The organism is Polynucleobacter sp. Adler-ghost (genome assembly GCF_018688495.1).
Taxonomy (GTDB): Bacteria; Pseudomonadota; Gammaproteobacteria; order Burkholderiales; family Burkholderiaceae; genus Polynucleobacter.
Window position 1 is genome coordinate 261,427 of sequence record NZ_CP061320.1, and the last position, 13,153, is coordinate 274,579.

Genomic DNA, 13,153 nt, shown 5'->3' on the forward strand with positions numbered 1-13,153 from the left:
CTTAGTTCAAATATTTTTTTGCTTGTGTTTCACACATCATCTGAATAACGCTATCGACGTCGTTTGGATGTTTCCAGTTTAGAATTTTAATTGCCTTGGAGGGGTCGCCAACACTGCATAGAATTTCATTGGGTCTAAAAAAGCTCGACTCAATTTCTACATGGGCTTGCCAGTCTAAATCAAAATACTCAAACGCTTTTGCAGCAAAATACTTCAGTGATTCCATGCGACCGGTAGCAATCACAAAGTCATCGGGCTTATCTTGCTGCATCATCAGCCACATGGCTTCTACATAATCAGGAGCCCATCCCCAGTCTCTAGCAATATCTAGATTTCCAAGTTGAAGCATCTTGAGTTGCCTCGCTTTAATTTTTGCAGCGCCAGCAATGATTTTTTGAGTTACAAAACGTTCTGGACGCAATGGCGATTCATGATTAAACAAGATTCCAGTGCAGGCATAAATTCCATATGACTCACGATAGCTATTGATTAACCACTTGGCGGTAGATTTAGCAACAGCATAGGGGCTACGCGGTGCAAAGAGTGTCTTTTCGTTGGCAGGCAGGCTTCCAGTGTCGCCAAAGCATTCGCTTGAGCCGGCATTGTAAAAGCGTACCGGCTTATTTAGTAGCCGAATAACCTCAAGGATATTAAGTGTGCCAATAGCAATGCTTTCAATGGCTTCTACAGGCTGATCAAAAGAAAGGCCTACAGAAGTTTGACCAGCGAGGTTGTAAATCTCATCAGGGTTAAATATCTGAATTGCGTTAAACACACTTCGAAAGTCGTTAATTGAAACTGACATTAGCTTCACTTTTTCGCGAATACCAAGGGCGTTGAGATTGCTAAATGAAGAGGCCATTACATCACGTGATGACCCTGTAACCTCATAACCTTTTGCCAGCAAATGTTTAGCTAGGTAGGCACCATCTTGACCAGCAATGCCAATGATTAAAGCTTTTTTAGACACTAATTTATTTCAATGCTGAAAAAATAGAAGCGGTAATATTATCAACGCTACCGGTGCCGCTAACCTTGCGGTAGGAAGGAGCCTTTACTTTATCAGCTGTATTACTTTGTGTTGCCCAAGTAGAGTAGTACTCCACTAACGGACGGGTCTGGTCGTTATAAACCTGCAAGCGCTTGCGGACGGTTTCTTCTTTATCGTCATCACGCTGAATCAATGCTTCACCAGTCACATCGTCTTTACCTTCCACTTTTGGTGGATTAAAGGTGACGTGATAAGTGCGACCTGAGGCTGGGTGAACGCGACGACCACTCATGCGGTCAATGATGGCATTAAACGGCACATCGATTTCTAAAACGAAATCGATTGGTACGCCCGCATCCTTCATGGCTTGAGCTTGTGGAATGGTTCTTGGGAAGCCGTCAAACAAGTAACCCTTGTTGCAATCAGGTTGAGTTAAGCGATCTTTTACCAAACCAATGATGATGTCATCGGAAACGAGACCGCCAGCATCCATAATTTTTTTGGCTGCAATGCCAAGTTCAGTTCCGGCCTTAACAGCAGCGCGCAACATATCGCCTGTCGAGATTTGTGGAATGGCAAATTTTTCGCAAATGAACTGAGCTTGTGTTCCTTTGCCAGCACCTGGTGCACCGAGCAGAATTAAGCGCATTGTTTTCCCCTTAGAAGCCCTCATTGTCCCGTATTTTTTCGGGATCTTTTGTTATCAATTCCTAGGATTATCCCCGAGAACCCCCGAATAAACAGATTCTGGGCTAGCTGGCCAAGATGCGGCGTACCCGCTCGAGGTCCTCAGCTGTATCAACCCCTGCTGGTGGGGCTTCGCTGGCTGTGTAGACGGCAATACGATAGCCATTCCAGAGGGTGCGGAGTTGTTCTAGAGCTTCAGCTTGCTCAGGGGGCGCCGGTTCAAGGCGGGTGTAAGCCTGCAGAAAGTCGGCACGATAGGCATAGATGCCCAAATGACGTAAATGGGTGACCACTTGCCCAGCGTTTGGATCCCGAACAAACGGAATAGTGGCTCTAGAGAAGTAGAGCGCTTCATTAGAGCGGTTGAGGACCACTTTGACTACATTGGGGTTATTAATTTCCGCGGTATCAACAATGGGGACTGCCACAGTTGAAATCGCACACGTAACATTGTCGGCCAAAGTTTGAGCAACTTGATTAATTAACTCTGGCGGAATAAGTGGTTCATCGCCTTGCACGTTCACTATCAAAGTATCTGCTGGTAGTTTTAGCAGTTGAGCTACTTCTGCAATGCGGTCTGTTCCAGTTGGATGATCTGCACTAGTTAATAAACATTCAATACGATGTTCATCACACGCTGCCTGAATTTCTGTTGAGTCAGTTGCTACTACAACACTTTGGGCATTGGATTGCTGCGCACGCTCAGCCACACGAATCACCATAGGCTTGCCACCAATATCAGCTAGCGGCTTACGAGGCAGGCGAGTGGATCCTAGTCTTGCAGGAATAACAACCAAAAACTCAGGAGGCTTGGAGGTGTTGTTACTCATTGGATTGCTTGCGCTGAGTCAATGCTAGATGATTTCATCAGCAGATAGATTGCGGGCTTCATCAACAAGCATGACAGGGATGTCATTACGAATGGGGTAGGCCAAGCGATCTGCTTTGCAAATAAGCTCATGTTTTTCTGCATCTAAATGCAAAGTACTTTTGCATAAAGGGCAGACCAAAATCTCTAATAAGCGTTTGTCCATATTTGATCTTTGCTATTTTTTATAAAGTGTATTGATTTGGATCAGGTCTCTGCAGAATAGACTGCAACCATTCCGCGAATGTATTTGGAATCTCTAAACTCATCGGAACCACCCAAATGCGTTCATCCTGTATTGAGGTACATTTTACGGCATCCTTTTCGGTAATGAGGATGCACTCAGCATTAATGTCAGAGAGAAATTCTTGGGTGTAGGTGGCGTGATCAGCCAAACCAATACATTGACCTTTAATCCCCTGTTTCAGTAAGTCATCAAAAAATCGTTGTGGATTACCAATTGCAGCAACAGCCGTAATCTTGTTTGGAGGATAAGTTTCTGCAATGGAAGATAAAGATTGCGTATTGCTTGGATGATTTAGTTGATAGGGTATGCCAAGTTGACTACTTAGCGTGAAAGCGCGTCGCCCTAAAAAATATTCATCAATGTGGTTGGAGGGCGCGATAGTACCAGTCATTAAAGTGGCATCTCGCTCGCGTGATGCAGGCTCGCGTAATGGGCCGGCAGGCAGCAAGAAGCCATTACCTTCACCGCGTTGATCGCGCACTACAAACTCAACATCACGACCGCCTTCCCGGGCAGGCCAGCGCAGCAGACTTCGATGCTGTAAGCCATCATCACTGATGATGATGTTCACTATAGGGTCTTGTTTTAACAAGGCCTGAATGCTGAGGGTTCGTTTGGGGTGGACCCAAATCGGAAACTGATTGTCTGTGCGCTTGGCAATTAATACGGGTTCATCGCCGACTTCAGAGGGATTGGAGTCGCTCTTGACTTGGCGAGGCGTGCTTGGTGCATTAGCACCATAACCCCTACTAATAATTCCGGGCTTCCAACCCATGCTTGCAAGTTGCTCAGCCAAGGCAATGACGATAGGAGTTTTGCCGGTGCCGCCTACGCGAATATTGCCAACAATAATGATCGGAACTGGCGCTGGTTTGCGTCTTCCTAGGTTCAGCTCATGCACCGAATCTAAAGCTTGATTTACCCAACCATAAATCTTAGATAAAGGCCAAAGCACAAGACTGATTGGCCCGCGCCTTTCCCAAAACCGAGGAGCCTTATTAAAGAAAGAAGATTTTTTTTGGGATGACATTAAAGGCGACTGTTTGTGCTCAATGTTTTGGCGTGTTGGATTACTTCTTGGTAGTTTGACTGCTAAACACAATATTAGATAGGTTGGCATCACGCGCTGCTTCTAAAGCACTCATAACGGCCTGGTGGGGAGCTTTAGCATCAGCATCGATATTGACTTGGATGGCATTGTCTTCGCTGAGTGCATTGAGGTTATTGCTCAGTTGACTTCGGTCAGTTATCTTGCCATTGATAGCAAAGCGCCCATCACGACTGACTGCCATATGAATTTGTTTCACCTCCGACTGGCTTGCTGCGCCATTTGTAGTGGGTAGGGTGATAGCTAACTCTTGGTAGCGGGTAAATGTAGTAGAGATCATCAGAAAGATCAGTACCACTAACAACACATCAATAAAAGGAATGAGATTGATCTCAGGCTCTACCGGAGCTGTCCTGACCCTCAGTGAAAATTGACCTCGATGCTGAAGCTGACTTTCTAACCAATTCATTTTGTATCTGCCGAGTGTGGATAGAGTTTTTTAAATAATTGACGAGTAAATTCTTCGCACTCATGTTGGCGTTGATTTGCCATTGCACGCAGGCCGCGCCATGCAGCCAAAGCAGGAATGGCAATCAGCAAACCAAAAGCCGTGTTGTATAGGGCAATAGAGATGCCATGCGCTAGCTGCTGGGGGCTTCCGACGCCCTGACTACCAAAGATTTCAATCATGCCGACAACGGTCCCAAAGAGTCCTAGGAGAGGGGCAACAGTCGCTATAGTGGCCAAGACCCCAAGATAGCGCTCCAGCCTTAACCAAGTGGATTGAGCGCTGACTTGCAATTCTTCTAAGGCGGAGTCTGCGGGGTTGCCAGAGGCTTTTTCCCGAAGGATGCAGGCAAAGAGGCTGCCCACTGGGGAAAGTTGGCTGACAGCCCTAATTTCGGGTTCTGAGACTGTTTTTTGCTGGGAAATGGCATTGGCTAGGCCAAATACCGTTTCTAAACTATCTTTAGGAAATAGATGAATTTGACGCAAATACCAGGCGCGCTCAATGACAATAGCCAACCCAATAATGGAAATGAGAAGAAGGGGCCAGATAGGCCAGCCAGCAGACAGTAAGATTGAGTACATAAGCTCAGTACTTTAGCTGAATTAAAAACCCGTTTTCACAAAGACATCCTGTGGATAACTCTGTGCAAAACTTTTAAAGTAGTGCGTTGTAAGTCCTTGATTGATGGTGGAATCATCCTGTTTTTGGAAAATTTACTTACAATAGGGCAGAATAATTTATTATATAAATCAATTAGATAGAGAATATCTGTTGGATTTATGAGACGCTTTGGGTCAGTAATTACTTACTTATCTAGCTGAGGCCAAGTCCTAATAGGCTTCTGTGGATATTTATTGACTGAAAGCCCTTATGCTTGTGTAGAAAAAGAGAAAAAATGTCGGAAATATCAAGGGAAATCCTCAGTGTTGGCGATCTCAACCGCGCCATTGCAAGCTCTTTGGAGGAGCGCTTCGATACCGTTTGGGTGAGCGGTGAGATTTCCAATTTCAAGGCCTATGACAGTGGCCATTGGTACTTTTCCCTCAAAGATGAGGAGGGGCAGATCCGTTGTGTAATGTTCCGGGGCCGTAATGGACAAGTCGGATTTATGCCCCAATCGGGGGATTTGGTAGAAGTTGCTGCCAATCTGGGGTTTTATGTTCCGCGTGGGGACATTCAGCTGACGGTGCAAAGTATGCGCCGGGCTGGCATGGGCGGTCTTTATGAAGCCTTTTTAAAGCTCAAAGCCAAGCTCGCCAAAGAAGGCTTATTTGATCTTGAGAATAAGCGTTCTATTCCAACTCATCCGAGAGCAATTGGTATTGTTACCTCTCCGCAGGCTGCAGCTCTAAAGGATGTTTTAAGTACGCTTGCCAGAAGAGCGCCGCATATACCGATTGTGATTTACCCAACATTGGTCCAAGGACCAGATGCACCAGCTGGAATTATTTCTGCACTCAAGGCTGCTGAAAAAGAAAATGCAGTCGATGTGCTTTTGCTGGTGCGAGGCGGTGGGAGTATTGAAGACCTATGGGCATTTAATGACGAGAAACTAGCTTATGCGATTGCACAGTCTTCCATCCCAATCGTGAGTGGTGTTGGTCATGAAACTGACGTCACGATCGCCGACTTTGTTGCTGACTTGCGAGCACCAACTCCTACGGGCGCAGCAGAATTGGCAGCGCCACGACGCGATCAAATGTTGCAAGAGCTAGACGCCATCATGCAAGCATTGTTGCAAAGAGTAAATCAACGAGTAGAGCGCGAAGCGCAAACCTTAGATCAATTGGCCTTACGTTTGAGTCACGCCTTGCCCAACCCTGATCGCATGCGTGAGCAAATTAGTGGTTGGCAAAAACGATTGAATCAAGCATGGTCAGTCAGGTTTGAGAATTGGAAACGTGATCAAGGCCACTTCCAGTCTCAATTAGAAATGCTTAACCCGCAAAGAACTCTAGAGCGTGGTTACGCGGTGATATTAAGCACGAAAGAGCAAGCAATGCATGCAGTACGCAATCCAAGTGAGCTCAATACCGAGAATGCGTTTCAGGTACGCTTAGCTGAAGGCCAAGTAGAGGTTGAATTTGCAAAGCTTGGGCCGCTGAAGTAAAGCTACAGAATATTTGGTTCAATCTCGAGTTGTACGCCGAATTTACTCAACACCTCTTCCTGAATATTTTTTGCCAAACCTAGAATATCCGTTGATGTCCCGCCGCCATGATTGACCAGGACTAGCGCCTGTTTTTCATAAACGCCAACATGGCCCATGCGCTTGCCCTTAAAGCCACATTGATCAATTAGCCATCCAGCTGCCAACTTTCGTGTTCCGATGGCATCCGGGTAAGACACGAGATTCGGAAATTCTTTAATTAATTGCTCAAACTGTTGGTTACCAACAATCGGATTCTGAAAGAAGCTTCCGGCATTACCAATTACTGCAGGGTCTGGCAATTTCTTAGATCGGATAGTGCATACCGCATCAAAAATTTGCTTTGCACTTGGGTTGAAGTTTGACCCTGCAAATTGCTTTGCAAGATCTGCATACTGCAATCGTGCCTGCCAAGTCTTAGGGATTTTAAAAACAACCTTTGTCACGATAAATCGATTGGGATTTTGCTTGAAGTAGCTATCGCGATAGGCAAACTGGCAGGCCTCTTGCGGGAGAGTGACAAAGGCATGGGCCGCAGAATCAAATGCCTCGATGCTGTCGATGTATTCCCCAACTTCAACGCCGTATGCCCCAATATTCTGAATGGGCGCGGCGCCAACAGTGCCTGGTATCAGTGCGAGGTTCTCAAATCCCGAGATATTTTTCTCTAGTGTCCAAGCGACTAATTCATGCCAATTAACACCGGCGCCTACTGAGAGCCAGGAGTTATTGTCATCTGCTTTAATAAGCTCTTGACCCAAAATATTGATGAGTAGCGTTGCACCAGGCAAGGATTCTGGAAGAATCACATTGCTTCCGCCGCCCAATACACGCCAGGCAAGTTTTTTATCCCCAAGCTCTTTCATGAGGGCTGGCAACTGATCAGCGGATGTGATCTCGTACGCCAGCTCCGCCTTGGAATCTAGGCCAAAGCTATTCCGGTGCCTGAGTTCTAGATTGAGGGTCAATTTTGCTAGTTTGGGCGCATTTTTCGCGGAGTTCATGCCACAATCTTATTCGTGTTCGAGTTTCTGTTCGTAATTTATGAGAAAACTTGAAAAGTAACAATGCAATCATTGAATTTGCAGAATTCATTACCCAGATTATTTAAGGAGTTTGAGATGCCCTCATTTGACGTAGTGTGTGAGCCTGACATGATTGAGTTGAAAAACGCAATCGAGCAATCCAACAAAGAAATTACTAATCGTTTTGACTTCAAAGGCTCCGATAGCCGAGTTGAGCAAAAGGATGAGACTTTGATCTTGTTTGGTGATGACGACTTTAAATTGGGTCAAGTCCGCGATGTCCTTTATAGCAAGATGGCTAAACGCAATGTCGATGTGCGCTACCTTAAAGACGACAAAAAAGAGACTATTGGTAACGATAAGCGCAAGCAAACCATGAAGATCCAAAAAGGCATTACTTCAGAGTTGGCTAAAAAAGTAGTGCGCATTATCAAAGACAGCAAGATCAAAGTGCAGGCCAGTATTCAGGGCGATGCTGTACGCGTAACAGGTACAAAGCGCGATGATTTGCAAGAAACCATGGCTATGCTCAAGAAAGAAGTCAGCGAGGCTCCATTAGGCTTTAATAACTTCCGTGACTAATGTAGTTGTGCCGGCAATCCACCCAGCTAGTCAAGAAGCCATTGAGCGTTTTTGTGACGCTTGTTGGCTGGAGGATGGCTTGGCACAAAACAGTTTGTCCGCCTATCGTCGAGACCTATTGCTCTTGGCTCAGTGGCTTCAAAAAGATTCTGGCGCCGATCTCTATGGCGTCACTGAAAAAGATCTTACTGCATATATTTCACATCGCCGAGCTGATAAAGCAACCACTGCTAATCGTCGGCTCACGGTATTCAAACGTTTTTATCGCCATGCCCTGCGCATGAACTTAGTGAAAAGTGACCCCTGTATTGGTTTGCGTGCCGCAAAGCAAGCATTGCGTTTCCCTAAGACTTTGAGCGAAGACCAGGTTACTGCCTTGCTGAATGCCCCTGATGTTGAGACATCATTAGGATTGCGTGATCGTACTATGTTGGAGTTGATGTATGCCAGCGGCTTACGGGTCTCCGAGATAGTGTCATTAAAGACGGTTGCCTTGGGATTAAATGAGGGTGTTATTCGGGTGGTCAATGGCAAGGGTGGTAAAGAGCGACTAGTGCCATTTGGTGGTGAAGCAGGACAGTGGTTGCGTCGCTATTTGGCTGATGCCAGAACGCCCTTGCTGGAAGGTAAGACTTCGGATGAAGTCTTTGTGGGTCGCCACACTGGAACAGGCCTAACCCGTCAAGCTCTCTGGGCATTAATAAAGCGCTATGCGACGATCGCCAATATTCCTGTCGCTTTATCTCCGCATACCTTGCGTCATGCTTTTGCTACCCATTTACTTAATCATGGGGCTGATTTAAGAGTTGTACAGCTTCTCTTGGGCCATGCTGATATCTCGACTACTCAGATCTATACCCACGTCGCAAGGGAGCGCCTAAAGTCGATTCATCAGCAACATCATCCCAGGGGTGCATAAAGTATGTCGATCCAAGCAATCATCAACAATGCAATAAGTGTTTAAGATATCCCTATGAATTTAACTTTAGATCTATTGCTGATTCCGATTGCTTACCTGATTGGTTCCATCTCTTTTGCGGTGGTGGTGAGCAAGTGCATGCGCTTGCCCGATCCCCATTCTTATGGATCCGGTAATCCAGGGGCAACTAATGTTCTGAGAACTGGTAATAAGTTGGCAGCTGTTCTTACATTAATTGGAGACGCCTTAAAGGGCTATCTTGCAGTCATGTTGCCCCGAATTTTGTTGGGTGATGAATCTTTGACATCAACACTCAATTCTTGGTTGTTATGTGGCGTTGTAGTTGCCGTGTTCTTGGGCCACCTATTTCCAATCTTCCATGGTTTCAAAGGCGGCAAAGGTGTGGCTACTGCTTGTGGCATTTTGTTTGGCATTAATTGGATTTTGGGTTTAGCTACCCTGGGTACCTGGATCATCGTAGCGGTGTTCATGCGCTACTCCTCCTTGGCTGCTTTAGCGGCTGCGGTCTTTGGCCCAATCTATTTTGTATTTTTGTTCGGCTTTCAGCCGATGGGCATTGCGCTGCTGGTAGTTTGTCTTCTGCTGATTTGGCGTCATCGCAGCAATATTCATAATCTCATGAATGGCAAAGAGAGTCGTATTGGCTCCAAGAAGAAAGGGCAGTCATGACTATTGCTTATTGGTGTGTGCTGTTCATGGGATTGTTTCCCTATGTAGCAACAGGAATTGCTAAAAAAGGTTTTGAGGATTATGACAATGGTATGCCTAGGCAATGGCTAACCAAGCAGACAGGATTTCGGGCGCGAGCCAATGCTGCCCAAGCCAACCTTTTTGAATCTCTCCCATTCTTTTTTGCGGCAGTTGTTATTGCATCCATAGCTCATGCGCCACAAAATAGAGTGGATCTGCTGGCAATCGGATTTGTTGGAGCACGCATTACTTATTTGATTTGCTATGTAGCGGACTGGCCAACTACACGATCTATTGTGTGGCTTGCGGGCTTAGCTTGCGTAGTAGCACTCTTCTTCCAGATTTAAAAGAACAAAAAATAATTCACTAAATTCATCGAGGTAATAAACAGATATGCGTACTAAAAAAATTCCTGCAAAGACGGTTGCTAAGGCCTCTGCCAAGAAGGCCTCAACCGTTAAGCCTGCCAAGAAAGTGTCCGCCCAAAAGAATGACGTTGGCACTCCATTGTCTGTGGTGATTCGTCGCCGCATTGAGGCGCAAAAGGCACGCTTCCATGCAAATGACAATATCTCTAAATTCATTCAACCTGGTGAGCTGGAGGGCTTAGTGGATGAAGTGGCTGAAAAGATGCTGGCAGTTTTAGAAAGCTTGGTCATAGATACTCAGAGTGATCACAATACCAAAAATACTAGTCAGCGTGTGGCTAAGATGTTTGTTAAGGAAGTATTTAATGGTCGTTATGTTGAACAACCAACCTTAACGAAATTTCCTAACGTCAGCCGTTTAAATGAGTTGATGATTATTGGGCCCATCACTGTTCGTAGCGCTTGCTCTCATCATCTTTGTCCAATTATGGGTCGTATTTGGATTGGAGTGCTGCCAAATAAAGAATCTGCTTTGATTGGTTTATCAAAGTACTCACGCCTAACGGAGTGGGTCATGTGCCGTCCGCAGATTCAAGAAGAGGCGGTAGTCGAATTAGCGGATATGCTCGAGAAAAAAATTAAGCCAATTGGAGTTGCGATCGTCATGGATGCAGATCATTTCTGTATGCAGTGGCGGGGAGTTAAAGATTGCGACTCGAAGATGGTGAACAGCGTGATGCGTGGCGCCTTTCTCAAGGATTCTAATTTGCGCAGAGAGTTTTTGTCCCTGCTTGATAAAAGGTAGATAAAAAGCTAGCGCATGACAGCATATATATTCGGTCGGCATCTGATGGAGCTCGCCTTTGCTTTACTGGTGGGATCTATTCTGATGGGGTGCTCTTTGTATCCCGACATCAATACCGACCCAGCTAAAAACAATAAAGTCACTTTTCGTCAAGACGCTCTTGATTGTGCGCAATCCTATCCAGACTCAGGATCAGGTGTTCACGTAAAACAGCGTATTGCCTGCATGAATCTCAAGGGCTGGCATTAGAAATTCGCGGCAAATTCAATTTGAGAACTATTCTCAACTAAATAGCCATATAAATCAGCCACTTAAACTACCTATAGTTGGCTAATTCAATCTGCACTATGATCCTTTCAGATGCAATCTTTGTTCTATTTCACCCTCTGGAGAACGTATGAAAAATAGTCGTCGCCAATTTATGATTTTGTCCGCTGCTGGTGCTTGTACATTGGCTTTGAACGGTAAAGTTCAAGCTCAAGTTATGGTTGCTGAAACTGATCCACAAGCTGCAGCTTTGGGCTATAAAGCAAATGCTACTACTGTAGATAAAGCTAAGTATGCTAAGTACGCTGCAGGTCAGCAATGTGACAACTGTGCTTTGTATCAAGGTAAGGCTGGCTCTCCTGCTGGTGGTTGCTCACTATTTGCCGGCAAGCAAGTTGCTGGTAAAGGTTGGTGCTCCGCTTACGCTAAGAAAGCTTAATTACTTATTTAGGCTGTATTCATCAAATAGACTACAACTCCCCGGGGTTTTAGATAACCATTGTGCTGTAGTCTATTTGTAACAATTTATTTTTGGCATTACTGAGCAAACTCAGGAATATCGCTAAAGACGATTTTAAACATGGGACCTTCATCAGAGGTCACATACAGATCATGGGTAGCTTGGTTTAAGAAGAACTCCCTCAGCCTAGTTCCAACCCCAATCTTTTCGATCGATAGCACTTTTTGGCTTGTAGGCTCTATTAACGTCACAAATATAGATTTTCCACGTAGTGAGCTCACAAGCACGCAAGTTAGTGGCTTGTATCTTGAGGCAATATTCTCCGGGCACTGAATAATATTACTGGCGGCAACAGAGGGTACAAAAGAAAATAAGGGCGGCTCGAATCGAGAAAGATTACCGCTAGCCTTATAGGCACTACCATTATATTTTGAACCTAGTGTATACAGAGGCCAGCCATAATTTTTTCCCTGCTTGATTAAATTAATTTCATCACCACCTTTGGGGCCTTGCTCAACCTCATATATATGATCATCCAAATTAATTAAGCCTTGAGGGTTTCTGTGGCCCAATGAATAAATTTTAAATTGTGTAATAGCTTGATCTTTTGTATTGAAAAGTTGCGCGTCAGAAAATTCTAAAATTTTCCCATATGGCGATTTTAAGTTTTGTGCAAGATCGGCTATTTGATTTGTATCAGTTGTCGGGGTGCCGATAGCAAGCAAGAGTTGATCATGTAATTGCGTCTGCCCGCCCCCTATTGCATTAAAGTCTACATTAGCCTTGTCTGGCAAACAAGGCGCCTTAAACACTTCTTTTTGTGTGCTTAAATTAATTAAAGATACATACAAACAGTTAGCATCTTTTGTATTTTGGAAGGCAAATAGCCCAAATAAACCATACTTATATTGGAAAAACTTTTTTAATCCCCCATTGTGACTCAAGGTCGCGTTGGTATCAGCATCTTTAAGATGTACTGAGTATTTAATCAGTATTTCTTGAGCCTTTGATTGCTCTAAAACTTGTATACCATCTGCATCAGTATAAAATATTCCAGCAGTTTTTTGATATAAGTCATTTTGATATGGCAAGAGATCTAGGATAAAGTCATTACCATATAGTTTTAACGGCTTTGTGCCATTGGAAAAATTTGATTTCCACGCATCCACATTTTCAGTCGAAAAAAATTTTTTTATTGGAAAAATTTTTTTGTCTTTAGCTAAATATCCCAGCCAAAATATAAATATGGAAATTAGAACAATTACGATATATTTTAATGATTTTTTAATCACAGCTGAAGGGTGCATAGCATGAGTTTTTAATTTGAATATAGCACTAAAGCTTATCAACTATTAAGTGAAAATGATAGCTTAGATTTCTTTATTATTTTTGAAGGCAAATAATAATATTTATAAAATTTATTCTTCAGATATAACTTTAATTTTAGAGCTATTTTATAGACTTACCTCAGTCTAGTCAGATAAAGAATTCATTATTTTTTGTTAATAAAACAAT

The 13,153-nt window shown here is 44.3% G+C and carries 17 protein-coding genes; 8 read left to right on the plus strand and 9 right to left on the minus strand.

Going from position 1 to position 13,153, the window contains the following annotated elements:
• Position 1: 1 nt before the first annotated feature.
• From ICV89_RS01420 to ICV89_RS01450, 7 genes are all read right to left on the minus strand, one after another.
• The gene (locus tag ICV89_RS01420) at positions 2-970 is read right to left on the minus strand and encodes a GDP-mannose 4,6-dehydratase (RefSeq protein WP_215309026.1); all 969 of its coding nucleotides are present in this window, start codon (positions 968-970) and stop codon (positions 2-4) included.
• 4 nt (positions 971-974) lie between these two features.
• Positions 975-1,640: an adenylate kinase gene (adk, locus tag ICV89_RS01425; protein ID WP_215309028.1), complete on the minus strand. Its 666-nt coding sequence runs from the start codon at positions 1,638-1,640 to the stop codon at positions 975-977.
• A gap of 103 nt (positions 1,641-1,743) precedes the next feature.
• Positions 1,744-2,508 carry a 3-deoxy-manno-octulosonate cytidylyltransferase gene (gene kdsB / locus ICV89_RS01430; RefSeq protein WP_215309030.1) on the minus strand — a complete coding sequence of 255 codons (765 nt, stop codon included), beginning with the start codon at positions 2,506-2,508 and terminating at the stop codon, positions 1,744-1,746.
• A gap of 24 nt (positions 2,509-2,532) precedes the next feature.
• The gene (locus ICV89_RS01435; protein ID WP_215309032.1) at positions 2,533-2,712 is read right to left on the minus strand and encodes a Trm112 family protein; all 180 of its coding nucleotides are present in this window, start codon (positions 2,710-2,712) and stop codon (positions 2,533-2,535) included.
• A gap of 19 nt (positions 2,713-2,731) precedes the next feature.
• The gene (gene lpxK / locus ICV89_RS01440; protein ID WP_215309034.1) at positions 2,732-3,823 is read right to left on the minus strand and encodes a tetraacyldisaccharide 4'-kinase; all 1,092 of its coding nucleotides are present in this window, start codon (positions 3,821-3,823) and stop codon (positions 2,732-2,734) included.
• A gap of 40 nt (positions 3,824-3,863) precedes the next feature.
• Positions 3,864-4,310, minus strand: coding sequence for a biopolymer transporter ExbD (locus ICV89_RS01445; protein WP_215309036.1), 447 nt, complete (start codon positions 4,308-4,310; stop codon positions 3,864-3,866).
• Positions 4,307-4,933 carry a MotA/TolQ/ExbB proton channel family protein gene (locus tag ICV89_RS01450; RefSeq protein ID WP_215309038.1) on the minus strand — a complete coding sequence of 209 codons (627 nt, stop codon included), beginning with the start codon at positions 4,931-4,933 and terminating at the stop codon, positions 4,307-4,309. The genes ICV89_RS01445 and ICV89_RS01450 overlap by 4 nt, the downstream gene beginning before the upstream one ends.
• Positions 4,934-5,247: 314 nt before the next feature.
• Between ICV89_RS01450 and xseA the strand changes: the two genes are divergently transcribed.
• Positions 5,248-6,462 (plus strand): exodeoxyribonuclease VII large subunit, encoded by a 1,215-nt coding sequence (xseA, locus tag ICV89_RS01455; protein WP_215309040.1) that lies wholly within the window; start codon positions 5,248-5,250, stop codon positions 6,460-6,462.
• A gap of 2 nt (positions 6,463-6,464) precedes the next feature.
• Here xseA and murB read toward each other — a convergent pair whose 3' ends face one another.
• Entirely contained in the window at positions 6,465-7,505 is a 1,041-nt protein-coding gene (murB, locus tag ICV89_RS01460) for a UDP-N-acetylmuramate dehydrogenase (RefSeq protein ID WP_215309042.1), read from the minus strand.
• Between the two features lie 117 nt (positions 7,506-7,622).
• Between murB and ICV89_RS01465 the strand changes: the two genes are divergently transcribed.
• The 7 genes from ICV89_RS01465 to ICV89_RS01495 all read left to right on the plus strand — a co-directional run bounded on the left by ICV89_RS01465 (position 7,623) and on the right by ICV89_RS01495 (position 11,617).
• Complete coding sequence (locus ICV89_RS01465) at positions 7,623-8,108, plus strand: YajQ family cyclic di-GMP-binding protein (protein WP_215309044.1); 486 nt, start codon at positions 7,623-7,625, stop codon at positions 8,106-8,108.
• A complete protein-coding gene (xerD, locus tag ICV89_RS01470; protein ID WP_371817883.1) occupies positions 8,092-9,027 on the plus strand; it encodes a site-specific tyrosine recombinase XerD in 936 nt (311 codons plus the stop codon). The genes ICV89_RS01465 and xerD overlap by 17 nt, the downstream gene beginning before the upstream one ends.
• A gap of 54 nt (positions 9,028-9,081) precedes the next feature.
• Positions 9,082-9,717 (plus strand): glycerol-3-phosphate 1-O-acyltransferase PlsY, encoded by a 636-nt coding sequence (gene plsY, locus ICV89_RS01475; protein WP_215309048.1) that lies wholly within the window; start codon positions 9,082-9,084, stop codon positions 9,715-9,717.
• Positions 9,714-10,085, plus strand: coding sequence for an MAPEG family protein (locus ICV89_RS01480; RefSeq protein ID WP_215309050.1), 372 nt, complete (start codon positions 9,714-9,716; stop codon positions 10,083-10,085). The genes plsY and ICV89_RS01480 overlap by 4 nt, the downstream gene beginning before the upstream one ends.
• Before the next feature lie 46 nt (positions 10,086-10,131).
• A complete protein-coding gene (folE, locus tag ICV89_RS01485) occupies positions 10,132-10,911 on the plus strand; it encodes a GTP cyclohydrolase I (RefSeq protein WP_215309052.1) in 780 nt (259 codons plus the stop codon).
• A gap of 15 nt (positions 10,912-10,926) precedes the next feature.
• Positions 10,927-11,160, plus strand: a complete 234-nt coding sequence (locus ICV89_RS01490; RefSeq protein ID WP_251370877.1) for a hypothetical protein — start codon at positions 10,927-10,929, stop codon at positions 11,158-11,160.
• Between the two features lie 148 nt (positions 11,161-11,308).
• Positions 11,309-11,617 carry a high-potential iron-sulfur protein gene (locus ICV89_RS01495; protein ID WP_215309054.1) on the plus strand — a complete coding sequence of 103 codons (309 nt, stop codon included), beginning with the start codon at positions 11,309-11,311 and terminating at the stop codon, positions 11,615-11,617.
• A gap of 98 nt (positions 11,618-11,715) precedes the next feature.
• On the opposite strand, the gene ICV89_RS01500 is transcribed toward ICV89_RS01495, so the two are convergent.
• A complete protein-coding gene (locus ICV89_RS01500; protein WP_215309056.1) occupies positions 11,716-12,945 on the minus strand; it encodes a PQQ-dependent sugar dehydrogenase in 1,230 nt (409 codons plus the stop codon).
• Positions 12,946-13,153: the final 208 nt, after the last annotated feature.